At 41.3% G+C, this 24,366-nt stretch carries 23 protein-coding genes and 1 pseudogene; 17 read left to right on the top strand and 7 right to left on the bottom strand.

Annotated features, from left to right (window positions below; all coding sequences use genetic code 11):
• From ACF8FD_RS03075 to ACF8FD_RS03065, 3 genes are all read left to right on the top strand, one after another.
• On the top strand, positions 1-203 hold a 203-nt coding region (locus ACF8FD_RS03075), incomplete at its 5' end, for a hypothetical protein (protein WP_392453136.1).
• Between the two features lie 495 nt (positions 204-698).
• Positions 699-1,553, top strand: a complete 855-nt coding sequence (locus ACF8FD_RS03070; protein ID WP_234304831.1) for a 3'(2'),5'-bisphosphate nucleotidase CysQ — start codon at positions 699-701, stop codon at positions 1,551-1,553.
• Between the two features lie 54 nt (positions 1,554-1,607).
• Positions 1,608-2,339 (top strand): histidine phosphatase family protein, encoded by a 732-nt coding sequence (locus ACF8FD_RS03065; protein WP_004696597.1) that lies wholly within the window; start codon positions 1,608-1,610, stop codon positions 2,337-2,339.
• A 135-nt stretch (positions 2,340-2,474) separates the two neighbouring features.
• Here the strand turns inward: ACF8FD_RS03065 and ACF8FD_RS03060 are convergent, their stop codons facing one another.
• On the bottom strand, positions 2,475-2,915 hold the full coding sequence (locus ACF8FD_RS03060; protein WP_058869816.1) for a hypothetical protein: 441 nt from the start codon (positions 2,913-2,915) through the stop codon (positions 2,475-2,477).
• Positions 2,916-3,384: 469 nt separating this feature from the next.
• Here ACF8FD_RS03060 and ACF8FD_RS03055 point away from each other — a divergent pair, with 469 nt between their 5' ends.
• Entirely contained in the window at positions 3,385-6,000 is a 2,616-nt protein-coding gene (locus tag ACF8FD_RS03055) for a M66 family metalloprotease (RefSeq protein WP_392453137.1), read from the top strand.
• Between the two features lie 233 nt (positions 6,001-6,233).
• Here the strand turns inward: ACF8FD_RS03055 and rpsT are convergent, their stop codons facing one another.
• Positions 6,234-6,500: a 30S ribosomal protein S20 gene (rpsT, locus tag ACF8FD_RS03050; protein WP_234304832.1), complete on the bottom strand. Its 267-nt coding sequence runs from the start codon at positions 6,498-6,500 to the stop codon at positions 6,234-6,236.
• A gap of 213 nt (positions 6,501-6,713) precedes the next feature.
• On the opposite strand from rpsT, the gene ACF8FD_RS03045 reads away from it, so the two are divergent.
• From ACF8FD_RS03045 to ACF8FD_RS03035, 3 genes and pseudogenes are all read left to right on the top strand, one after another.
• Complete coding sequence (locus ACF8FD_RS03045; RefSeq protein WP_392453133.1) at positions 6,714-7,379, top strand: nucleoside-diphosphate sugar epimerase; 666 nt, start codon at positions 6,714-6,716, stop codon at positions 7,377-7,379.
• Positions 7,376-7,900, top strand: coding sequence for a ribonuclease E activity regulator RraA (gene rraA, locus ACF8FD_RS03040; RefSeq protein WP_130235142.1), 525 nt, complete (start codon positions 7,376-7,378; stop codon positions 7,898-7,900). Before ACF8FD_RS03045 ends, rraA begins: the two co-directional genes overlap by 4 nt.
• 49 nt (positions 7,901-7,949) lie before the next feature.
• Positions 7,950-8,729, top strand: a pseudogene (locus tag ACF8FD_RS03035) (glutathione S-transferase N-terminal domain-containing protein).
• A gap of 156 nt (positions 8,730-8,885) precedes the next feature.
• Here ACF8FD_RS03035 and ACF8FD_RS03030 read toward each other — a convergent pair.
• Positions 8,886-9,797, bottom strand: a complete 912-nt coding sequence (locus ACF8FD_RS03030; protein WP_392453130.1) for an alpha/beta fold hydrolase — start codon at positions 9,795-9,797, stop codon at positions 8,886-8,888.
• Positions 9,798-9,819: 22 nt separating this feature from the next.
• The gene (locus ACF8FD_RS03025) at positions 9,820-10,359 is read right to left on the bottom strand and encodes a PadR family transcriptional regulator (protein ID WP_062033212.1); all 540 of its coding nucleotides are present in this window, start codon (positions 10,357-10,359) and stop codon (positions 9,820-9,822) included.
• 169 nt (positions 10,360-10,528) lie between these two features.
• Here ACF8FD_RS03025 and ACF8FD_RS03020 point away from each other — a divergent pair, with 169 nt between their 5' ends.
• The 3 genes from ACF8FD_RS03020 to ACF8FD_RS03010 all read left to right on the top strand — a co-directional run bounded on the left by ACF8FD_RS03020 (position 10,529) and on the right by ACF8FD_RS03010 (position 14,337).
• Entirely contained in the window at positions 10,529-12,553 is a 2,025-nt protein-coding gene (locus tag ACF8FD_RS03020) for an FAD-dependent oxidoreductase (RefSeq protein WP_392453129.1), read from the top strand.
• A 192-nt stretch (positions 12,554-12,745) separates the two neighbouring features.
• The gene (locus ACF8FD_RS03015) at positions 12,746-13,159 is read left to right on the top strand and encodes a nuclear transport factor 2 family protein (RefSeq protein WP_392453127.1); all 414 of its coding nucleotides are present in this window, start codon (positions 12,746-12,748) and stop codon (positions 13,157-13,159) included.
• Positions 13,160-13,239: 80 nt separating this feature from the next.
• Entirely contained in the window at positions 13,240-14,337 is a 1,098-nt protein-coding gene (locus ACF8FD_RS03010) for a YheT family hydrolase (RefSeq protein WP_392453126.1), read from the top strand.
• A gap of 59 nt (positions 14,338-14,396) precedes the next feature.
• Here ACF8FD_RS03010 and ACF8FD_RS03005 read toward each other — a convergent pair whose 3' ends face one another.
• A complete protein-coding gene (locus ACF8FD_RS03005; RefSeq protein WP_392453124.1) occupies positions 14,397-15,566 on the bottom strand; it encodes an MFS transporter in 1,170 nt (389 codons plus the stop codon).
• Positions 15,567-15,574: 8 nt separating this feature from the next.
• Positions 15,575-16,381 carry a 2,5-didehydrogluconate reductase DkgB gene (gene dkgB / locus ACF8FD_RS03000; protein ID WP_234305088.1) on the bottom strand — a complete coding sequence of 269 codons (807 nt, stop codon included), beginning with the start codon at positions 16,379-16,381 and terminating at the stop codon, positions 15,575-15,577.
• Positions 16,382-16,491: 110 nt separating this feature from the next.
• Here dkgB and ACF8FD_RS02995 point away from each other — a divergent pair, with 110 nt between their 5' ends.
• Positions 16,492-17,382, top strand: a complete 891-nt coding sequence (locus tag ACF8FD_RS02995) for a LysR family transcriptional regulator (protein ID WP_279736198.1) — start codon at positions 16,492-16,494, stop codon at positions 17,380-17,382.
• Between the two features lie 58 nt (positions 17,383-17,440).
• Here ACF8FD_RS02995 and ACF8FD_RS02990 read toward each other — a convergent pair whose 3' ends face one another.
• Positions 17,441-17,842, bottom strand: a complete 402-nt coding sequence (locus ACF8FD_RS02990; RefSeq protein ID WP_078388789.1) for an internalin — start codon at positions 17,840-17,842, stop codon at positions 17,441-17,443.
• Between the two features lie 226 nt (positions 17,843-18,068).
• Between ACF8FD_RS02990 and ACF8FD_RS02985 the strand changes: the two genes are divergently transcribed.
• The 6 genes from ACF8FD_RS02985 (at position 18,069) to rodA (ending at position 24,286) form a co-directional block, all read left to right on the top strand.
• Positions 18,069-19,709, top strand: a complete 1,641-nt coding sequence (locus ACF8FD_RS02985; RefSeq protein WP_004696627.1) for a CTP synthase — start codon at positions 18,069-18,071, stop codon at positions 19,707-19,709.
• A 31-nt stretch (positions 19,710-19,740) separates the two neighbouring features.
• The gene (gene kdsA / locus ACF8FD_RS02980; protein ID WP_058869805.1) at positions 19,741-20,598 is read left to right on the top strand and encodes a 3-deoxy-8-phosphooctulonate synthase; all 858 of its coding nucleotides are present in this window, start codon (positions 19,741-19,743) and stop codon (positions 20,596-20,598) included.
• Positions 20,599-20,658: 60 nt separating this feature from the next.
• A complete protein-coding gene (gene eno / locus ACF8FD_RS02975) occupies positions 20,659-21,948 on the top strand; it encodes a phosphopyruvate hydratase (RefSeq protein WP_234304836.1) in 1,290 nt (429 codons plus the stop codon).
• A 7-nt stretch (positions 21,949-21,955) separates the two neighbouring features.
• The gene (locus tag ACF8FD_RS02970) at positions 21,956-22,357 is read left to right on the top strand and encodes a septum formation initiator family protein (protein WP_010326966.1); all 402 of its coding nucleotides are present in this window, start codon (positions 21,956-21,958) and stop codon (positions 22,355-22,357) included.
• On the top strand, positions 22,317-23,036 hold the full coding sequence (gene ispD / locus ACF8FD_RS02965; RefSeq protein WP_234304837.1) for a 2-C-methyl-D-erythritol 4-phosphate cytidylyltransferase: 720 nt from the start codon (positions 22,317-22,319) through the stop codon (positions 23,034-23,036). The genes ACF8FD_RS02970 and ispD overlap by 41 nt, the downstream gene beginning before the upstream one ends.
• Positions 23,037-23,149: 113 nt before the next feature.
• Positions 23,150-24,286 carry a rod shape-determining protein RodA gene (gene rodA / locus ACF8FD_RS02960; RefSeq protein WP_234304838.1) on the top strand — a complete coding sequence of 379 codons (1,137 nt, stop codon included), beginning with the start codon at positions 23,150-23,152 and terminating at the stop codon, positions 24,284-24,286.
• Positions 24,287-24,366 lie beyond the last annotated feature (80 nt).

The raw sequence follows: 24,366 nt of genomic DNA, 5'->3' as shown, positions 1-24,366 counted from the left end.
TTTCCAAAAATAAAAAGCCTGAAAAGATTTTGATTGGTTATAAAGCATATAGCGAGCTTATGAATGATCGAAAGTTTTTGCATGAAGTCGCTAGCTCTGCTATGGATCCGAATAAAAGAAAGTATCAAAAGATTAAGATCAAAGTGACGCAGGATGAGTATCAATTAGAAGTGAAGTGTTCAGATAAAAGTGAGTCGCTGTAAAGTATTTTAAAAAAACTGCAGGTATACCGCATTTTTTAATTGATGTATTTGAAATGCAGGTTTATACTACACTCGAAATTAAAGCGTTGTAGCTTTTCTTGTTTTATATCCCACGCTCCCATGCGTGGGATTTTTTTGCGCGATGATTTTTCCTAAAGAAGTCACTTGGATGTATAAAGCTGAAAAGAAGTTAAGCGTAAGCACAAATTAGAAACGGTCAGCTTGTGACTTTCTCTAGTCTCAATATTTAAGGTGTGAGTAAAGGTAAAGTCAGGTTGATTGGACTACTTAACCCAAAGTCAAAAGAAGAATTGGAATTGAGTGATATTTCCTGAGTGTCTTAGGCGTATAATATTTTTAAGGCAGTGTTAAAAAGTGTTCGCGTGTTCTCACTCTGAGGTGGCAGCATACCGTTGAATACAAGGCGATCAGCATGCTGCTATTTCAATAGATGAACTTCTCGATCTATAACTTAATGAATAAAAAGGCGGTCTCATGTTTAAGTCCACAACTGCACCTCAAGATGCACTGATATTGCAACTTGTACCGATTGTGACTCAAGCGTGCGAGATTTTACGAGCAGAGTATCAAGCTTATGTTGCAGGTGGTGATTTTACAGTTGAACGAAAATCCGATCATTCACCCGTCACGCAAGCGGACTATCGTGTCAATCAATTTATTACCGATGCTTTAAACAATACCTTTCCTCATTTGCCTGTTCTTTCTGAAGAAGGGCAGCATGCGCATAGACAGCAGTGGCAGTCTTTTTGGATGCTTGATCCTTTAGATGGCACCAAAGAATTTTTGCATCAACGTCCAGAATTCACTATTAATCTCAGTCTTATTGAGGGTGCGCATACAACTTTTGCTGTGCTGGCTATTCCTTGTGAACAGCAAATTTACTTCTGTCCACTACAAGGTCAGCCTTTAAAATACAATATTGAAAAAGACGTATGGTTTGAATATGTTCCAGTTGAAAACCGCAATACTGTTCAAGTTGGCTTAAGTCAAAGTAGTCAGAGCAAACCGCAGTACCAAGTGTATTTAGAGCAGTTGGAAAAACTTACACCTATTCAAGAGTATCGCGCAGGGAGTGCATATAAGTTCTGCATGGTGTTGGAAGACCGAGTCGATATTTACCCGCGCTTTCATCCAACGAGTGAGTGGGATACCAGTGCTGGACAGTGTTTATTGGAGCGGATCGGTGGTGGTTTGGTTGATTTTCAGGGACGACCTTTTGTATATAATCAAAGATTGAGTTTACTGAATGGCGGTTTTATTGCATATCGAAATAACGATATGAAAAAACTGGCATTACAAGCACTTGAACTAATGCCTTCGTCGGCTTGAGCTAAAAACTGAGCGTGCTATAGTGTTTTTTGAATTATTGAGTTGCTAGTGATTATGGCCTTAGAGTTACTCCCGCCTAGTATGTTGAAGGCAATCGATTTATTGCCAGATGCAAAAACGCCAGTGACGTTGTTTACACGTCATTCCATTCGTGAAGTTGTTACGGGTCAGGGGCTTGCAGGCTATGATTTACAGTTGACGCATCAAGGGCGAGATTTGGCGGAGGCGTGGGGTTCCTATCTGATTGATAATACGGATCGAGTGATACAACACTGTATTTCTAGCCCAATTCAACGTTGTATTGATACCGCTGCGCTAATGATTCAGGGGGCAGATGGACAAACCCTTGAGCCGAATACCCACCGCATTGAAATTATTGAACAAGGTTTATTGGTTGAGCCAGGCAGTTTTGTTTTGGATATTAAGCAAGCCGGCCCTTATTTTCAGCGTCAAGGCGCTCTAGGATTTATTAATAGCTTTGTTAATAATGCCTTACCCGGTATGAAGCATCCGATTCATGGCGTCGTAGATGTATTGGAACTCATATATAACACGCATCCGAACAACCCTTATGGTTTGAGCCTTGCGGTCAGTCATGACACGATTTTAGCTGCGATTTTGGCGGTTATTTCAGGGCGCACGATTGTGACCAAAGAAGACTGGCCGAAAATGATGGAAGGTCTTTTCGTATGGTTTGAGGGAGATGTGTTTTTGGAATCAAAATTGAAATGGATTTGGCGCGGAGAAATGAATGAACTGAATATTCATGAATTTCAAAATCTGTAAGTGATTTGTTTATTAATAAAAATCAGCTATAAATCTCGTTTCTTCATTTAGACGTTCGTTTGAACGAGAAAAAGAATATACGAGATTTATAGATCGATCATTCGTCGGCTTTATTAAATGCTATATCGCATCAATTTAAATTTTTGCTTTGAGTCGATTGGGAAAATCGAGCAAGTCGATACTTAGGCCTTCATCATTTAAAGGCCATAATGAGGTATTCACTGCTACGCTGTGCTGATGAATGCGATTGTATTTATCTGCAGCAATGAGCGTGGCAATCTCATGATTCGAAAGAGTATAAGCGTTGACAACATCGGCTGGATATTGAGTACGGTCATAAAACTCAGCTTCGCTTTCCCCTTGGTGTAGTGCAAAAATACGTTCAATTGCAGGCAAATAGACGCCATAGCCTAACCACGCATCAACGCCCTGAGAAGCCTGAATTTCTGCGGTTCCACGCATATTTGAGATGACTTTGGCGAGTATGTCTTTTTCACCTTTGGCATGAAAATACTCAATATATTGTTGTTCTGTCAGTTGGAATTTTTCAAGTGTTGGAAGAAATTTATTAATCATGCTATTCCCCAGTAGAACATTCTATGTGGTTTCATTATAAGAAAACAGAATACCATAATTTATTTATGGGATTTTAATTTTAATCATTTTGGATTTAAAAATTAAAATAAGTTACATGCTTACAAAGAAAATTAATTGAAATATATTTTTTTATTGATTGACAAATATTGGCACTATATTGGTGCGAATTTAAATGTATAACTCATCATTATTTTTCATAAATTCAAGCCCTGTCACAGAACTTTTATTTTTCGGGCATTAGTTTCAAGACCGATAAAAAATATGTCCTGAAGTGACAAATTATGTAAATTGAATATGTATAGAAAATAGTGTTAAATAATTAAGCTTTTGATTTATATAAATTATTAATGGTTTTTTAATTTTTATTTGTGACTATTTTGGGGGGGAAGATGTGAAAAGTGTGAATGAGTTCTTGTATTGCAAGCTAAGTCTTTGCGTTGTAACACTGATGTTAGCTGCGTGTGGTGGAGAAAGTGGAACCGAAAACTCTACAACGTCTGTAGTGAAAACCTATGCTGAACCTACACAGGATGTGGCTGATGGAAATACATTGGGTTATTTTGATTACGATGCAAGCTCCAATAGGCGTGTGATACGAAATGACTTAACTGGTAACTTCGAAGCAATGCTGCAATTTGGTCAGAGTCATGTGGTTGATCCAAATGGTAATGAAAGTAAAAAAATGCCGCGTCTGACGATGGAAAAAGAAGCGCTATTGTTAGTTACGCCAACTGATAGCATGGGGAAAATTGATGGTCTGAGTGCTGATATTTACATGAATAATCAGTTGCTCCGCACAGTTACATTTAACGATCCAACTCAGATTCCTCAGTCTGATCAAACCAATACCGATGAGCGTGCGCGTGTGCAATATAGTAAGCGTGCGTGGAGTGCTCAACTCAATTGGGATGAAATACGTCCAGGTTTGCGTATTCAGCTCAAAGATTCTCTTGGACGTCAGGGGCAAATTGCGGAAGATAAAATTGATTTTGCCTCTCCGGGAGAGTTGGTCTTAAATAATATTCGTATCGGCATGTTAACTGCTCCCCCTGTTTTCAATGGTCACTATATGCTGAATGATCCTGTTCGGGCAGGTTCAGATTACTTTCAAACGATTCCAGCTGCTGAAATGACCGTTGCAAAATATGATGATATTCAGTTAGATCGCGTCATGATTGCCGACGGGACGATTTACGATACGGCAAGTGCCAGCCAAGGCGGGGTTTATGAGGGTGACATGCGTGAAAACGTGGGTAAGTCGACATTTAGCGTAGGCATTAATCTAGCAAACTGGGGCATTACCAGTGCTTCGATGGCAAGTCAAAATCAACCACAATTAACCCAAACCGTAGTTGCACACCATAGCCGTGGAAAATATGCCAATGGCGAAAGTAATCATGGTTTAAGTGGTGGTAACGGCATGCTGACGTTGTATGATTCGGTTGGAAACGAGTTTAGTCATGAAATTGGACACCACTATGGACTGGGGCATTATCCTGGGCAGGAGGGTGATAACCAGTTCTGGACTTCACATCATGCGGATAGTGGTTGGGGTTACATTCCGTATCGCAATATGATGCGGGGTAATTTGATTTGGAATAATAAGGATTTATGGGCTAATTCTACAGGAATTGCAAATTTTTTAGCTTTATATCCACATAGCCGAGATGCAATGTCTGGCGGTTATGCATCAAGCTCAGTTTCACGTTATATCCACTATACGGGCTATAGCACTTATTTAAAAATTCAACCGCACTTTAACCGTTATGTGTGGGACAAGACTTCACCGACGGGTTATAAAAAATGGAATGAAGTCACACGGCAGATGGAAGTGGCTCAACCTACTATGCCAGATTCTGCTGCACCTGTTTGGTATCAACCAAAGCAAAACTATTTACGCCCACGTGTCTTTGGTGAGCCTGTAGTGACTATTTTGGGTGGCTATGACCCTGTTGCAAAGGTTGGGCTACTCTATCCTGCGGCACGTTCAAACTGGGGCAATGTTTATGATTTACCCGCTGCAAATACGGCGTTAAATCAGGATGCATGTTGGTTAAATGTACAGTATCCAAATACAGTGACCAATATTGCACTGGCTCCGACACGATTAGGTAGTAATGCCAATAAATTACATGTCAATTTAGCACTTGCAGATCACCCTCAAAAAGTTGATTTATATTGTAAGCAGGCCAATGCTGTTGCCAAATTATTATCGACTACAGTGATTCCCCAATATGCTACGGCTATTACGCCTGCAGTTAAGATTGGGAAAGCACAGGGTTATAAAGCCTTACGCGATGTAGAGTTGCCCCTACTTGAGCGAGAGCTACTGAATCAGGCGGCGAACAATCTTATTGTTTTGTCACCAAACGGTTTAATGCTTTATCAGGCTTATAAATCGTATAAAAATGAGATGAGTTTAGCTGCACAGCAGGTACTTGAGCGTTATGAAGAGCAAGAAACTAGATGGATGCGTTTAAATCGTTGGGTAAATGTTTATTATGATGATTTGGCCAAAGATGTACCTGCTGCGATTGATGCACTCAAGGCTTTTATCAAACAGCTGGGTTTACAACAAGATGACCCACTTGCACAAAGTACTTTGTTAAAAAACAACAAGAATTGCTTAAAAACAGAGCTGGCATCTAACCAAAAAATGGATGTTTACATTAGTGGTCCATCGGCTTGTACTGCTGATGATACGGAGCAGTGGGTTTATGACAGTTTAGGACGTATCCATAGTAAAGCGGCTATGGGACAATGTTTAACGGGTAATGGAGGAAGTGCTAAAGTCACTTTGACTGACTGTGTGGCGAATAATACAGCACAAGTGTGGTCAATGGATGCGACGACGTCTGCTATTAAACAATCAGGACAGTGCTTAGATCTAAACTCGGGTAATTTGGTAAATAACCGTCAGATTGCAATTCGATATGGCTGCTCTGGAAATAATAATCAAAGATGGACAATGCTGAACCAAAATACAAGCTTGATTTTAGCTGGGGCAACATCAAGAAATATTGGTATTTTAGTGAAAAACCTGAAAACTCAATCTTTGAATTAAACCACTGCTGATCTGGCAAATGATTTAACATGAAATGAAAATGAGCTCCCTAAAGGGGGCTTTTTTTGTAAGTAGATGTTCTCGTGGGTGTTATAGAGCGCTTGCTAGATTTTATTTGGGTTTTAAACCGTATTGTTAAGTATAGATGTACTGAAAAGGGTGTGCGCCTTGTGAAAGTTCAAAAAATAGATACAAAAAAAGCCCTTTAAAAAGGGCTTTTTTTTATGCATAAATTAGTTAGCTAAAGCTTTAACTTGTGCATTTAAACGGCCCTTATGACGAGCAGCTTTGTTCTTATGGATGATGCCTTTATCAGCCATACGGTCGATTACTGGTACAGCAGTTTTGTATGCTTCAGAAGCAACTGCGTAATCACCAGCAGCGATAGCAGCTACTGTACGTTTGATGTAAGTACGAACCATAGAACGTAAGCTTGCGTTGTGTTTGCGTGCTTTAACGTTTTGACGAGCACGTTTTTTAGCTTGAGCAGAGTTTGCCACTCGTGCACTCCTTGAAATAGATTGGTCTGGGCGGGCTGAAATTCAAACTGAAAACCACATCAGAAGAACAATCACCAGCCCGTAAACAAGTGGCATATTTTGATTAATATACGCAGTGAAGTCAAGTCTTGACATGCTTTGACTATATTTAAGATACATAAAAATTCTAAAGAAAAGGTAAGATTAGCCATCTGCATGGGAGTTTGTATAAAAATGACACAAAATATAGAACAAGCCATTGTGATTGGAGCAACGGGTTTGGTGGGCTTAAACCTGATTCAACAATTACAACAACTGCAAAGTTGTAGCAAAATATTGGCTGTGGTCAGAAAGCATAATGTGCAGCTCGATCAGTATGACAAAGTTCAGCAACTGGAGCTGGATGATTTTTTATTACTCAATCATGAGGATATTCAGGGCTACAGTCATGCTTTTAGTTGTTTGGGGACGACTTTAAAAAAAGCTGGTTCAAAAGAGCAGTTTTATGCCATCGACTATGTGGTGAATGCACATTTTGCTGAGTTGTTTGTTTTGACCAAAACCCATTATGTGTTGATCAGTGCCTTGGGTGCGCAAGCCAATTCAAAAATTTTCTATAATCGCGTCAAAGGTGAGCTTGAAGAGACCATTCGTGGACTCGATTTATATAAGGTCAGTATTATGCAGCCATCCTTACTGATCGGACAGCGTAATGAAGGTCGCATGTTGGAAGATATTTTCCAAAAGGCTTATACCAAACTATCGCATTTTATACCAAAGCATTTTAAATATAAGCCAGTGACAGCAGAACAAGTGGCTCATACTATGGTCGAGGCTGCCCAAACGCAGACCGAAAAATTTGAAATATATGATAATTTACGCATACAAAAGACAAAATGAGGGGAAGTGTAGTGACGACAGCATTTGTGACATGCGATTTATTGGATGATCATCCTGAACTTGATTTACAAGTGGTCAGCCCATCAATGGATGGTAAGTTCTTTAAGAGCTATGGTGCGCGTAAAACCTTTGGTGGTCAGGTGGTTACGGTTAAATGCTTTGAAGATAACTCTCGGGTGAAAGAGCTGTTAGCAACAGATGGTACGGGTAAAGTATTGGTTGTGGATGGTGGCGCTTCGATGCGCTGTGCCTTGATGGGAGACTTAATTGCAGAGTCAGCAGTCAAAAATCACTGGAATGGTGTGGTGATTTATGGCTGTGTCCGTGATGTAGATGCCATTGCTGAACTAGATTTAGGTGTGCATGCTTTAGCTGCTATTCCACAAAAAAGTAACCGTAAAGGTGTAGGGGAAGTTGATATCAGCTTGCATTTTGGTGGTGTCACCATTCAATCAGGTCATTATCTCTATGCGGATAATAACGGCATTGTCATTGCAAAAGAAAAACTGGTCGATGCATAAGCACCAACCAGACTCATAACAACATCAACAAAAGATATGGACGTGTAATATGGTGAAGCATCAAATTAAAGTGATTCAGGCTCTTTTTTCTGGGCTTGCGCAAGGTGGACGTGGTGTAACAGGAACGCCGCATCCTAAACAACCTGAGCAACCTTTAAAGCTCTATGAGTTTGAAGGCTCGCCATATTGTCGTCGTGTGCGTGAAGTATTGACTTTGTTGAACTTGGATTATGAAGTGTATCCATGTCCTAAGGGTGGAACTAAATATCGCCCTTTGGTGAAACAGTTGGGTGGGAAAACCCAATTTCCTTTTTTACTTGATGAAAATACAGACACCAAGCTGTACGAATCTGAAGATATTATTCACTACTTATTTGAACAGTATGGCCGCAGTGGTAAAACACCGAAAAAGTATGCACATTATCCCAAAACACCTTATGTTGCTTATGTTGGGACATTGGTAAATGGAGCGAGTGGAGTGTGGATCAATAAGAACATTAAAGATCGCGTAGCGCCAGAACAGCTGTTACAACTTTGGGGATTTGAAGCCAGTCCTTATACTCGGATTGTCCGTGGTTTACTGACCGAGTTGGAGCTCCCTTTTAAGTTTCATAATGTGCCTAAAGAACGTTGGCAAGATTAAGGCCCAGCAGTACTGCGTTTGAAGCCGGGCAAGTATGTACCTTTGGCAGGTGGAAAGCGTGAGCAAGTTATGCAGGTGATGGGGCGTGATATTCAAGTGCCATATTTGGTTGATCCGAACACTGAAACGGCTTTGTTTGAGTCGGCGGATATTGTTGCTTATCTCAAGCAGACCTATGCAGCATAAGAAAAAGGCATCTCTTAGAGATGCCTTTTTTAATTCCTAAACATTGGTGTTTTATCGGGTTGATCTGTTTTTTGTCATTACAATGGAATGATGAATTGTATTTATCTTCAGCTATTATAAAAATATTCATCATTTGGCTGATAATACGACATGCATTTAAATATTCGTGGCATTGAGGAAACGCGTAATTTCTTGGGAAAATTTGCGCGGTTCACTCAATAAAGGCGTATGCCCAGATTTTTTAAAGATCACCGTTTTGGCATGCGGTACGCTTGAGGCAATCAGCTTTTGTCCTTGGGCAGGATAAAGTTTTGAGTCTTCACCAATAAAAAATGTAGCCGGTCGGTCAAGCTGACGGAGGGCACTGCGATAATCTTCTTGATGATCAAGATAATTTTGAATATACCAAGCCATATAGTCTAATCGCTGGATTGGGAGCATGAATTTTTGCAAGTATGGCTGGTGAAATGCTTTTTGAAATAAAGCCGCAGTTCGAGAGGGTTTGGCTTGTAGTTGAATAAAAGCCAACCATTGCTTAACCAGTTCTGTACGCATAGACGCTGTTAAGTCTGAGACCAAACGGTACTGTGCATTTTGGGCCAATAGGTCTGCAATGTTTTGTAGGATGACTTTGAAGTCAGCATGCTTTTCAGCAAATAAACCATGTGGCCAGTCTGCGTCGACGCTAATTTTGGGGGTTTGGTCAATGTGTAAATAGCTACTGATATGGTCTTGAAAGCGACCATATTGCATACCATGCATGGCTGTCGTGGCGCCCATAGAGTAGGCAATCACATGGAATGCTGTATCAGCATATTGATTTATAAAGCAGTTTAAATCTTGCCAGTGGCTGGAAATTGCATCCAGTGTGGGAATTTTGCACTGTGCTGAACCACCAAAACCCCGCCAGTCAGGAATGTAAAAGCGGTACTTTTTACGGTGTTGATATAAAAAAGGCAGCCATTGCCAACTTTGCATCCCTAAGCCAGATAAAACCAGTACAGGTGTGCCTTGTCCAAATTCTCGAACATAGAGTTTTTCGCCATCTGGCATCAGGTAATGTGGCATGGTCAATCCTTTGCGTGGCTTATTATTTTTCGAAGTTTTTAAGCGCTGGAATCATGGTCTCTAGCCACTCAATCCAACCACATTCTAAATTAATTCCAAGTTGTAAAATCATTTTATGGATGTATAAGGTACGATCATTTTCTTCAGCATGACCAAAGTCTTTGGCAAAAATGCTTTGGTAAATTTGTAATTTTTCTTTGTGTAGGGTGAGATGTCGTTCCAGTTCAGGCAAAACCGTGTTGCCGCCAAGTTGAGCTTCAACACGCAGTCTCACCATCAGTTCTTCACGGAGCTGGGCAGGTGGGCTTTGTTTTACCAGCCAGTCGGCAAGTTCTGTACGTCCGAGCTGTTCTGCTTGATAGGTTTTTTTACGCGAGGTAGCACCATCATCTTCTACTGTTGAAATCCAGCCTTTGCTCTGCATAGCGCTGAGTTCTCTATATATCTGTTGATGTGTTGCATTCCAAAAGAAGCCCATTGAACGGTCAAAACGACGCGCTAACTCAATACCTGTGCTTGGTTTTTCAATCAAACTGGTCAATAAAACATGAGCTAATGACATTTCGGTAATATTTCGCAAATAAAATGGACGTAGAGTCATTATGCAACATGTTGCATAAAAAACAAATCTCGATTATAAAGATAAACATTATGCAACTTGTTGCATTAAATAATTTGATCTAACTTTGTATTTAAAATACCAGCCAGCGAAAGCACGCCAAGGAGTACACATGTCTAATTATCCGCATTTACTTGCGCCTTTAGATTTAGGCTTTACCACATTAAAAAACCGCGTATTAATGGGATCTATGCACGTTGGACTTGAAGAAGTTGAAGGTGGTTATGATCGCATGGCGGCATTTTATGCAGAGCGTGCCGCTGGCGGTGTAGGGCTAATCGTAACAGGTGGTATTTCACCGAATGATCATGGTGTGACTTTTCACGGTGGTTCTAAGTTAGATACTTTAGAAGAAGCGGAAAAGCATAAAGTCATCACACAAGCCGTACATGATGCGGGTGGTAAAATTGCATTACAGATTTTACATACAGGTCGTTATTCTTATCAGGCTGAAAACGTCGCACCTTCTGCGATTCAAGCACCGATTAACCCAGTAAAACCTCATGCTTTGACTTCTGCTGAAGTGAATCAGACTATTGCGGACTTTGTGAATTGTGCGAAATTGTCACAAGTTGCTGGCTATGATGGTGTTGAAATCATGGGTTCAGAAGGCTACTTAATCAATGAGTTCATTGCCGCACGTACCAATCATCGTGATGATGAATGGGGCGGAAGCTATGAAAATCGTATTCGTTTTCCGATTGAAATCGTAAAACGCACTCGTGCAGAAGTGGGTGAAAACTTTATTATTATTTATCGTCTTTCAATGTTGGATTTGGTTGAAGGTGGTTCGACTTTAGAAGAAGTGATTCAGCTTGCCAAAGAAATTGAAAAGGCGGGTGCAACCATTATCAACACAGGTATTGGTTGGCATGAAGCACGTATTCCAACGATTGCAACCAAAGTGCCGCGTGCGGCATTTACATGGGTGACCAAGAAGCTAAAAGGTTCGGTTCAGATTCCTTTAGTGACGTCTAACCGTATTAATACACCAGAAATGGCTGAACATGTTTTGGCTCAGGGTGATGCAGATATGGTGTCTATGGCACGCCCAATGCTTGCAGATGCTGAGTTTGTACTCAAAGCAGAACAAGGCCGTAGTGATGAAATCAATACTTGTATTGGTTGTAACCAAGCCTGTTTAGATCAAATTTTCTCCATGCAAATTGCGACGTGTTTAGTCAACCCGCGTGCATGCTATGAAACTGAACTGATTTTTAAAGAAAGTGCGGCTAAGAAAAATATTGCGGTGATTGGTGCTGGGCCTGCAGGTTTGAGTTTTGCGACTTATGCTGCTGACCGTGGGCATCAAGTGACTGTTTTTGATGCAGCCAGTCAGATTGGTGGTCAGTTTAATATTGCGAAGACTATTCCTGGTAAAGAAGAGTTTTACGAAACACTGCGTTATTTCAAACGTAAAATTGAATTACAACCCAATATCAAATTGGTGCTGAATCATACCGCAACTTATGAGGAACTGAGCGCTGAGAACTATGATGACATCGTGGTTGCAACAGGTGTGACTCCACGTGAGCTGACTATAGAAGGGATTGATCACCCGAAAGTGTTGAGCTATATCGAAGTTCTACGTGAGCGTAAGCCCGTCGGTAAAAAAGTCGCGATTATTGGTGCGGGTGGTATTGGTTTCGATACGGCAGAATACTTAAACCATGAAGGTGAAAGCGGTAGTTTAAACCCACAAAAATTCTATGATGAGTGGGGAATCGACACCAGCTATGCGCATGTTGGTGGCTTAAAACAACCAGTCTTGGAGCAGTCAGATCGTGAAATTTACCTTCTACAGCGTAAAGCGAAGGCAGTCGGTGCAAGCTTAGGTAAAACCACGGGTTGGATTCACCGAACAGGGCTAAAACATCGCGATGTAAAAATGATTGCAGGTGCAAGCTACGACAAAATTGATGATCAAGGTCTCCATATTACAGTGAATGATCAGCCAACGGTTTTAGAGGTAGATCACGTGATTATCTGTGCAGGACAAGAGTCTTATACTGCAATGTATGATCAGTTAAAAGCCGATGGTAAAAATGTGCATTTGATTGGTGGTGCGAAAGAAGCAGGTGAGTTGGATGCGAAGCGTGCGATTCGTCAAGGTGCGGAATTGGCTGCGACCATTTAATCGATAACAATCATTTATCCGATTAAATTTTGTAATAAATCTCCCTCTCCTATACGGAGAGGGTTTGGGAGAGGTATTTTCTAAAATATTATCCTTTTCCCTCGTGTTGCCTTTTCCATGAAACGTGTGTGGTGTAAGAGAAGGTACCTTTATTGAAGATTTGAGTGGATTCACTTTCATAAGGACATAAGAATGAGTTTAGCAACAACAAAACAAGCATTGGTACGCTGGCATGATATGGTCACGACTCGTGATATGAGCATCTTAAATGAGCTTTTAGCAGAAGATGTCGTGTTCCGTTCACCGGTGGCATTTAACCCTTATCCGGGTAAGCAAGTGGTTTTTTTTATTTTAACTAATGTGATTCAGGTTTTTGAAAACTTTACTTACCACCGTGAATTTTTTACAGAAGATGGTTTTAGTGTCGTCCTTGAGTTTTCTGCCAATGTCGGCGAAAAAAAGCTCAAAGGGATTGACATGATTCGTTTTAATGAGCAAGGTCAAATTGTAGATTTTGAAGTGATGATCCGTCCTAAATCGGGGCTAGAGGCCTTAGCTGTACAAATGGGACAGCGAATGGCAGCTTTTGCACCTCAAGCTGGATGATAAACGTGTGACTTGTTATTTATAGTTAGGCATGAAAATTGATGCATCACCAAGAAAGATAGGAAAAAGAAGTTACTGATATGAATGCTGTGTTCAGTTTGCTAAACCAATTAAGCCAAACGGCGTGGGATCGAGTGACTGGTGCGGAACAACCGAAGCTCTATGTTAACCCGCAAGGGCAAATTCAAAAGACTGTTGGGGCGCTTACACAGCTTCAGGAAAAGTACAGACCAACACCGTGGTTATCCAACACGCATGCCCATCTTTTATATTTTGATGTGATTCAAAAGCGTCGGATTCAATTGGAATACGATCATTTTGATCAATTAGACATGCAAGACGGTGGGGTCACTGGCATTATGTGGTTCGGTTATGACTTGCCTGAAGTGACGCCAACGGTTGTGGTTATGCATACGATTACGGGCTCTCCTGAAAGTATGCGTGAGGTGGTGCGTGACTTAAATCGCTATACGGGTTGGCGCATTGCACTGTGCTTACGCCGTGGACATGCAGACCTTCCAATGCCTGTACCCAAAATGAATCTTTTTGGTTCAACCGATGATTTACGTGAGCAAATTGCCTTTATTCAAATTACATTTCCAAGTTCAACGTTGTATGCGGTTGGCTCTTCTGCGGGAACGGGGCTTTTGGTGCGTTACTTAGGCGAAGAAGGGAGTCAAACCCCTTTTAAAGCGGCTTTTGCGCTGTGTCCGGGTTATAACACTGAGTTGGGTTTTGTAAATGTGCATCCCTTTTACAGTAAAGTCATGACCAAGAAACTGTTTAAGAAATTTATTTTTCCCTACCAGCAAACGTGGCAACAAACAGCGTCTGTGTCGCAAGTCTTAATGACCAAAACCTTGGCTGAGTTTGAGTCGAGTTATTATGAAATGGCGGGTTATGTGGACTATGACAGTTATAACCAAGCCACAAACCCAATCTATGTATTTGAAAATGTCACCATTCCATTGCTGATTTTAAATGCAGAGGATGATCCCGTTTGTCACATTAAAAATTTTGAACCGTATAAAGACATGATCCGTCAAATGCCGAATATTGCCGTAGTGACCACCAAAAAAGGTAGTCATTGTGGCTTCTATGAAGGGGCGCTCAATACCGAGTCTTGGGCAACCAAGCTGATTGCGGACTTTTTGAAACTGGAACAACAAAAACACTAAGTATAAAAAAGACCTACAGCAGTGTAGGTCTTTTTTGATTGGTTCAGCAGTGTAAAGGCTTAAACGGCTTCACAGGCTTTCTTGCTAAGACCGAACTTCATTTGCAGTAAGACCAAGATCAAGGCCATAAAGCTGAGTGCGGCACCTGCATATGAAACTGCTGCATAGCTGAGTTGCATACTCAGTACCGTTGCACCTGCAAAGGCACCTAAGGCATTGCCTAAGTTAAACGCGCCAATGTTAACCGAAGAGGCGAACCCAGGCGCATCTGCTGCGACTGACATGACGCGCATTTGTAGTGGCGGTACTACCGCAAATGCTGCCGCACCCCAAATCACCAAGCCAATCGCTGCACCAATAGTTGTTTGCGCTAATACTGGGAAAACAAGCATCATCACCATTAAAAGTACAAGGAAGCCTATCAGGGTTTTCTCTAGGGATAGATCGGCAAACTTTCCACCCAAATGATTACCAATGGAGAAACCGATCCCGATTAAAACCAACATCAAGGTGATGGTTTGCGGTGATGCCTGCATAAATACATGTAGGCTCGGAGCAATGTAGGTATATAACGCAAACATTGCGCCCGCGCTCATGACCGTGGTTAATAAAGCAAGGACGACAGGCGCACGTGTTAAAACACGTAATTCTTCTGCTACATTCGGTTTAACCACATCGTGATCTTGCGGGAGTGCTTTCCATAGTGCCAATATGGTCATAATGCCTAAGATTGAAATCGCAGCAAAAGCCATGCGCCAACTGGTATTTTGACTGAGCCACGTTGCAAGTGGCACACCGCCAATATTGGCAATGGTGAGACCCATAAACATCATGGCGACCGCACTGGCTTGTTTATCTTTAGGCACAACACTGGCTGCCACCACCGAACCTAAGCCAAAGAATGCACCATGGTTTAAACTGGTAATTAAACGTGCACCCATTAAGCTCATATAATCAGGTGCAACGGTTGCCAACACATTCCCAATCGTGAAAATAGCCATCAATAGGATTAAAGCTGTTTTCTTAGGAAAGCGTGCCAGCCATAAGGTCATGAGCGGAGCTCCAATCATGACGCCTACTGCATAGGCACTAATCAGCAGTCCGGCTTGTGGAATTGAAACGGACAAATCATTGGCAATTTCAGGTAAAAAGCCCATGGGTGAAAACTCGGTGGTTCCAATGGCAAAAGCACCTACCGCAAGCGCCAAAAGTGGAAAATTAATTTTCATAGCGATGCTCAATCCCAAATCGGTGCTAATCCCTCAGGATTAACATCGCGTTGATTTCTGTCTAATTGCGTAATTGCCATCATTTCTTCAGTCGACAGTTGAATCTCTTGGGCCTTTAAGTTGGACATCAAGTGTTCACGTTTGGTTGATGACGGTATGACTGCAAAACCACGTTGTAATGCCCAAGCCAAACTAATTTGTGCCGTCGATACCTGATGCTGCTGCGCGATGTGCATTAAAACAGGATCATTCAAAACCTTACCGTAAGCCAGTGTCATATATGAAGTGACATCAATGTTTTGCGCTTGGAGGAAATCAACCAGTTGATGGTTTTGTAAGTAAGGACTGAGTTCAATTTGGTTGGTTGCGATGTTTTCTAGCCCAATACTCTCAATCGCCTGTTGAGTCAGCTCAATATTAAAGTTAGAAATACCAATGTGTTCGGTCAAACCTTGTTGTTTCGCTTGCAATAAGTTCTGCATGAGTTCTGTAATGCTCACACCTGTACTTGGGGCAGGCCAGTGGATCAAGGTTAGATTCACTGCATCGGTTTTTAGTTTATGCAAACTTTCTTTTAAGCTTGGAATCAATTTTTCTGCTGAATAATTTTCCGTCCAGATTTTTGTGGTGAGAAACAGATCTTGACGATTGATACCACTGAGTTCAATGGCTTGACCAACTTCGGCTTCATTACCATAGATTTGAGCAGTATCGACCGCACGATAACCGACTTCTAGTGCAGTTTTCACAGACTCAATGACAGTGTCACCTGTTAAACGGAAAGTGCCTAGGCCGAATTGAGGAACGATATTCATTTTTTGCTTGATAACTTGTTTCATGGAATGAGGCTATTTTGTAGAAAAAAGACTTGCTTAAAAACTGGGTAATTTGCAAAATATTATTGACTATTAATCAATAATTACACATGAAATCAACCATAGAAGAATTAACGGCTTTTGTGAGCATTGTTGATAGTGGCTCTATCGTCAAAGCTGCGCAGCAGTTGGGTCAAACCACATCGGGTGTCAGCCGTGCCTTGCAACGTTTAGAGTCAAAGTTGAATGTGACGTTGCTGGAACGAACGACACGGAAGCTCAAGCTGACCTATGAAGGACAGCAGTTTTTGGCAAAGGCGCGTAAAATTTTACTTGATCTGACCGAAGCTGAAGAAAGTCTGCAAAATAATGATGCTGAGTCATCTGGTTTAATTCGGATTGATTCAGCAACGCCTTTTGTGCTGCATGTGATAGTGCCGCTGATTGAAGAGTTTATGCAGCGCTATCCAAAAATTGATATAGAAATTACCAATCACGATCAGGTTATAGACTTACTTGAACATAAAACCGATGTCGCGATTCGGTTTGGTGAGTTGGCGGATTCAAGCTTACATGCCAAGCTGCTTTGCAAAAGTCGTTTATATATTGTGGCAAGTCCGATTTATGCACAAAAACATGGTCTACCTAAAAATGCAGCAGAATTAAGCTCACATACTTTGCTTGGTTTTAGTCAGCCTGCACATTTAAATACTTGGCCTATTCAGTTGGAGGATGAACCTTTAACTATTCAGGCCAAAATTAAATGCTCAAATGGTGAAACGGTTCGTCAGTTGGCATTGCAAGGGGCAGGGATTGCGTGTTTGTCACGTTTTATGGTCGAGCAAGATATTCAAGATGGGCGGTTTATTGCTTTGTTGGAAGACCAAATTCAGATCAAAGAGCAGAAAATACATGCAGTCTACTATCAACAGAACTATGTGCCAAAGCGTATTCGTTTATTTATTGATTTTCTTGTAGAAAAATTAAAAGACTACTTATAAATCAGCAATAAAAAACCCGATATCAATCGGGTTTTTTTAATCATCTAAATAGTGATAATTAGTTTTCTAAAGCTGGTGTCGCTGCTGCAATGGCTGCTGCAACGGCATCGTCTTCAGTTTGTGCATTTGGGTTTGTATTACTTGGACGTGCTTGCGTTGGTTTTTCTTCAGCTTTTGGTGCTTCTGCTTTAGGTGCAGGCTGAGCTGCTGGAGCAGGTGCTGGCGTTTCACGACGGATCTCGGTAGTTGTATTCGGTGTTTCTTCGCGAATCACTTCAACTTGCGCTGGAATCTCCGGCTCAGACGCTGCTAAAGGTTGCAGTTCAACAGTTTGTTGTTGCTCTGTAGTGACGACTTCAACTTGTTCTTGTTCATCTTCTTTAGGCGCTTCTTTCTTTACACATGCTGTTAATAGTAAGCCTGCTGCAATGGCACCACAAATTAAAAGTTTTTTATTCATAATTACATAAAATCGAGTGTTTGAAGGATCGTGCCATTATAACAGCAAAATGCAAGATGAAAATCCTATGAACTTAGCTTAATTTTATCTGCTAAATGCTGATAGAATATCCAATTGTTTATTGTTCTATGAATTGATGCGGATTGACTTTGCTTTATTGGTGCAAGGTAAAGTAAAATTGCGCAACATTGCAGGCCGAATTAGGCTCGATTGTACGAGAAACCCAATGACCCATTTTATTTTCGTGACTGGTGGTGTAGTTTCATCACTAGGTAAAGGTATTTCAGCTGCTTCAGTTGCTGCGCTTTTAGAAGCCCGTGGATTAAAAGTAACCATGGTAAAAATGGATCCATACATTAATGTCGATCCAGGGACTATGAGCCCGTTCCAACATGGTGAAGTTTTTGTCACAGAGGATGGTGCAGAAACCGATTTAGACTTGGGTTATTACGAACGTTTCTTGCGTCGTGCGAAAATGACCAAGTTAAATAACTTTACTTCTGGTCGCGTATACCAAGACGTTTTAAATAAAGAACGCCGTGGTGACTACCTTGGTGGAACTGTTCAAGTTATTCCACATATTACAGACAACATCAAAGAACGTGTACTTCGCGCAGGCGAAGGTTATGACGTTGCGATTGTTGAAATTGGCGGTACAGTAGGTGACATCGAATCTCTCCCATTCATGGAATCTGTACGTCAACTTATGGTTGAACTAGGTCATAAGCGCACTATGCTTATGCATTTAACTCTACTTCCATATATCAAATCTGCAGCAGAGTTGAAAACTAAACCAACTCAGCACTCGGTAAAAGAATTGTTATCGATTGGTATTCAGCCTGACATTTTAATTTGTCGTACTGAATATGATGTTGATGCAGACACGACCCGTAAAATTGCCTTGTTCACAAACGTTGAAGCACGTGCAGTTGTGGTGTGTAAAGATGCGCGCAGCATTTACCAAATTCCGCGTACATTCTATGAGCAAAATGTTGACGACTTAATCTGTGAACGTTTTGGTTTCAATGACTTGCCTGAAGCTGATTTAACAGATTGGGACAATGTTGTAGAAGCACTACTAAACCCTGAATACACGGTTCGTGTTGCAATGGTTGGTAAGTATGTTGAACTTCCAGATGCGTATAAGTCTGTGAATGAAGCGCTTTTACATGCGGGCATTCAAAATCGCGTTAAAGTTCAAATTGACTATGTCAATGCTGAAGAACTTGAAAGCCAAGATGTCAATGAAGTATTGAAAGATATGGATGCAATCTTGGTACCGGGTGGTTTTGGTGAACGTGGTACTGAAGGGAAAATGCAAGCGATTAAATTCGCACGTGAAAACGGTGTTCCATTCTTGGGTATCTGTTTAGGTATGCAGTTGGCTGTGATCGAATATGCACGTAATGTCGTGGGTATTAGTGATGCGAGTTCGACTGAATTCAACCGTTCGACTAAGTCTCCATTGATTGGTCTAATCACTGAATGGTTAGATGAACGTGGTGAAGTTCAACAGCGTAATGTTGACTCTGATCTTGGTGGTACGATGCGTCTTGGTGCTCAAAAATCAGAATTGGTTGAAGGCACTAAAACACGTGAAGTGTATGGTTCAGCAGATATTATTGAACGTCACCGTCACCGCTATGAGATGAATAACCGTTTTATTCCAGCGCTTGAAGAAGCTGGTATGAAAATTTCGGGCTATTCACCTGTACAGCACTTAGTAGAAACAGTTGAAATTCCTCAACATCCTTGGTTTATTGCTGTACAATTCCACCCGGAATTTACAAGTTCACCACGTGATGGACACCCATTATTTGCTAGTTTTATTGATGCTGCGAAAGCACAGTACAAAAAAGCGAAGTAATTTGGGTTAAGCAATAAACTAGGAAGTTTAAATGTCACAATTAAAACCACAAGAAATTGTACGTTTAGGCGATATACAAATGGCAAACCACTTGCCATTTGTACTATTCGGCGGCATGAACGTACTTGAGTCTAAAGATTTGGCTTTTGAAATTGCAGGGACTTATGTCGACATCTGCAAGCGTCTGGAGATTCCTTACGTATTTAAAGCCAGTTTTGATAAAGCCAACCGTTCAAGCTTGAACTCGTTTCGAGGGCCAGGCCTAGAAAAAGGGATTGAGTGGTTAGCTGACATTAAAAAACATTTTAATGTACCCATTATTACTGATGTACATGAACCTTACCAAGCTGCACCTGTAGCGGAAGTTGCGGATATTATTCAACTTCCTGCTTTTCTAAGTCGTCAGACGGATTTGGTTGAAGCGATGGCCAAAACTGATGCCATCATTAACATCAAAAAAGCACAATTCCTTGCACCACATGAAATGCGCCATATTTTGCATAAGTGTTTAGAGGCCGGGAATGACAAGCTCATTATTTGTGAACGAGGTTCGGCATTTGGTTACAACAATTTGGTTGTAGACATGTTGGGCTTTGACATCATGAAGGAAATGAATGTCCCTGTGTTCTTTGATGTGACCCATGCGCTTCAAACTCCGGGTGGTCGTGCGGATTCTGCGGGCGGTCGTCGTGCGCAAATCACGACACTTGCTCGCGCGGGAATGGCAACAGGTCTAGCAGGTTTATTCTTAGAAGCGCATCCAGACCCAGAAAAAGCCAAGTGTGATGGACCATGCGCGTTGCGTATGTCTCAACTTGAGCCTTTCTTGGCGCAGCTAAAAGAATTGGACACCTTGGTTAAAGGTTTCAAAAAGCTAGATACACACTAAATTATAAACTCATTGATGCCATCTAAAGCATCTCGTTATTAATCAACTGAGGAATTGTTCATGAGCCAAATCGTTGACATCCGTGCACGTGAAATTTTGGACTCTCGTGGTAACCCAACCATCGAAGCAGACGTAATCTTAGCATCTGGCGTAGTTGGCCGTGCATGTGCACCATCTGGTGCTTCAACTGGTTCTCGTGAAGCTTTAGAACTTCGTGATGGCGACAAAGCACGCTATTTGGGTAAGGGTGTTAAAAATGCGGTTAATAACGTAAACACGATTATCCGTGATGCTCTAGTGGGTAAATCAGTGTTTGAACAAAAAGACATCGATAACACCATGATTGCGCTTGATGGTACTGAAAACAAAGAAAAATTGGGTGCGAATGCAACTTTAGCTGTATCACTAGCTGCTGCACGTGCTGCTGCTGATGAAAAGAAAATTCCTCTTTTCCAATACATTGCAGACTTACGTGGTCAAACTATTTTGACTATGCCTGTACCAATGATGAACATCATCAATGGTGGTTCGCATGCAGACAACAATGTGGATATTCAAGAGTTCATGATCGAGCCTGTAGGCTTCACGTCATTCTCTGAAGCATTACGTGCAGGCGCTGAAATCTTCCATTCTCTAAAATCAGTTTTAAACAAAAAAGGTTTAAATACTGCTGTTGGTGATGAAGGTGGTTTTGCGCCGAACTTACGTTCAAACGAAGAAGCAATTACGGTTATTCTTGAAGCGATTGGTCAAACTGGCTACAAAGCGGGTTCTGATATTATGCTTGCTCTTGACTGTGCATCTTCAGAATTCTACAAAAATGGTCAATACATTCTTGCTGGTGAAGGTAATAAAGCATTTACAAGCAACCAGTTCTCTGACTATTTAGCTGGCCTTGTAAACCAATATCCAATTATCTCAATTGAAGATGGTTTAGATGAGTCAGATTGGGAAGGTTGGTCTTACTTGACATCTATCCTTGGCGACAAAATCCAGTTGGTGGGTGATGACTTGTTTGTTACAAACCCGAAAATCCTTCAACGTGGTATTAATGAGAAAGTGGGTAACTCTATCTTAATCAAGTACAACCAAATTGGTACGTTGAGTGAAACTCTAGATGCAATCTATCTTGCGAAAGAAAATGGTTACTCTACAGTGATTTCACACCGTTCTGGCGAAACTGAAGATTCTACGATTGCAGATCTTGCGGTAGGTACTGCTGCTGGTCAAATCAAGACAGGTTCACTTTGCCGTTCTGACCGCGTGGCGAAATACAACCAATTGCTTCGTATTGAAGAATTGACAAATGCTGCTTACCGAGGTAAAGCTGAGTTTAAAGGTTTAAACTAAGCGACTGATGTCAATGTTCAATGTATTCGACTCGTTGATGAGTAAAGTACTACTAGGCCTTGCGATCATTTTGATCGCAGGGTTTCAGTATTTATACTGGTTTGGTGAGGGTGGTTATCAAGACCATTTACAACTCACACAAAAAATCCAACAACAAACTGAAATTAATAACGACTTAAAAGAGCGTAATCGTGTCTTGGCAGCAGAAGTGTATGATTTGAAAAATGGTATTGAAGCCATTGAAGAGCATGCGCGCTTGGACTTGGGTTTAATCAAACCCCGAGAAACGTTTATTCAAATGAGTACCATCAGTACTCAATATAAGCCTGTTTATATTGATCCTAACGCCCAAATTGATTTGCGAACCAATGAAGACGATGAGCCTGAAACCCCTCCAGCTACTCCATAAATTGTGGGCTATTATTCCTGCTGCTGGCTCGGGTAGTCGCTTTTCTAAAACTGAACTAAAACAATATCAAATGATTGGACAAAAGACCGTACTTGAACATACGGTTTTATGTCTTAATCAATTGCCCTTGCAGGGCTATGTTTTGGCGATTGGTTCAGATGATGATGTTGCTCAAAGTTTGCCTTTTACTCACATAGAAAAAGCACATTTCTGTGAAGGTGGTGCTGAGCGTGTAGACTCAGTGCTCAATGCGCTCAATTATCTTTCCACAATCGCTGATGCTGACGACTGGGTCTTTGTCCATGATGCAGCTCGTCCATGTGTCACGCAGGATTGTTTGGTGAGACTGGTTGATACTGCTATTCAGTCCAATACAGGGGCGATTTTAGCTATTCCTGTTAGAGATACTTTAAAGCGTGTAGCCTCAGCGCAAGATATTCAAGAAACCGTTGATCGTTCACATCTTTGGCAGGCACAAACCCCGCAGATTGCTAAACTGGGGGTACTGAAAAAAGCAATTGAACATGCACTAGAGGCACAAGCCTTAATTACAGATGAAGCTAGTGCTTTAGAGTTTGTTGGTGAAAAGGTTCAAGTCGTACAAGGGCGCTCCGATAATATTAAAATTACCTATCCAGATGACCTTGAGCTTGCGCGCCTGATTTTGGCGGCACAATAAAAATTATTTGGATTTATTGGGTTAAAACTACAGAAATATGGGTTTGAATGATGTTATCTAAAACACTTTGAACTTATAATTTGCCCTGTCTTTAGCTCATTCAATTTACGCAAATGATACCATCACAGCAGTATCGTTTTTTACGTCAGTCTTTACGTGACGGTAGAAGCATTAAACATGACTCATCTCGCTGGGCTAAATTGCATTTAGATCCATGGCTTTTATGCTTTCTGATTTTAAACGCCGTGTTGGGATTGTTGGTTATTTATAGTGCTTCAGCGCAAGATATGGGCATGGTGTTTCGCCAAGCCACAAGTTTTGCTGTGGGCTTCATTGTGATGATTATCTGTGCACAAATTCCACCCAAAGTCTATCAGGCCATTAGTCCTTATTTTTTCATCTTTGCTGTGATTTTAATGGTATTGGTCTTGGTGGTGGGCGAAACCCGCATGGGAGCTAGACGTTGGATTAGTCTACCCGGTATTGGTAGTATGCAGCCTTCTGAGTTTATGAAGTTTGCCATGCCTTTGATGATGGCGTGGTACTTTGCAGGCCGCGCATTCCCGCCGAAGTTTATGCATATTGTGATTTCATTGGGCATTATGATGCTGCCGTTTTTATTGGCAGCTTTACAGCCCGACTTAAACCTAGGTCTCTTAATCCCTGGTGTCTGCGTCATTTTCCTGAGCGGTATCTCTTGGCGGCTCATAGCTTTGGCCTGTGGTGTATTGGCTGTTGTCGCTCCCTTACTTTGGATGTTCTTTTTGCAAGAGTACCAAAAAAAGCGAGTGCTCACTTTATTTGATCCAGAGTCAGATGCATTAGGCGCGGGTTGGAATATTATCCAATCCAAAATCGCTATTGGTTCTGGCGGCTTAATGGGAAAGGGTTTCACAGAAGGCACACAGTCACATTTGGGGTATTTGCCTGAGCACCATACTGACTTCATTATGTCAACGTATGCGGAAGAGTTTGGCTTTATTGGTGTGTTCTTGCTGTTTAGTTTATTTGCGGCCATTATCATTCGTTGTTTGATTATTGGTATGAACAGCTTCCATAATTTTGGGCGTTTATATGCGGGTGCTGTGGGCTTAACGTTCTTCTTCTTTGTATTGTTAAACTCGGGGATGGTGAGCGGGATTTTACCGGTAACAGGTGATCCATTGCCACTGATGAGTTATGGTGGAACCGCGGTGATTACCATGCTAGCGAGCATGGGCATCGTGATGTCGATTCATACTCATCGCTAAAGTCTAAAAGAATCAAGCCAGCGATATTGCTGGCTTTTTTGTGTTTAAAATAAGAAAAGAACGCTAACGGTTTTTTTGAT

The organism is Acinetobacter sp. TYF_19 (assembly GCF_043105125.1).
Classification (GTDB): domain Bacteria; phylum Pseudomonadota; class Gammaproteobacteria; order Pseudomonadales; family Moraxellaceae; genus Acinetobacter; species Acinetobacter johnsonii.
The sequence above is the reverse complement of the archived record's forward strand: the minus strand, read 5'-3'. Positions and strand labels throughout refer to the sequence as shown.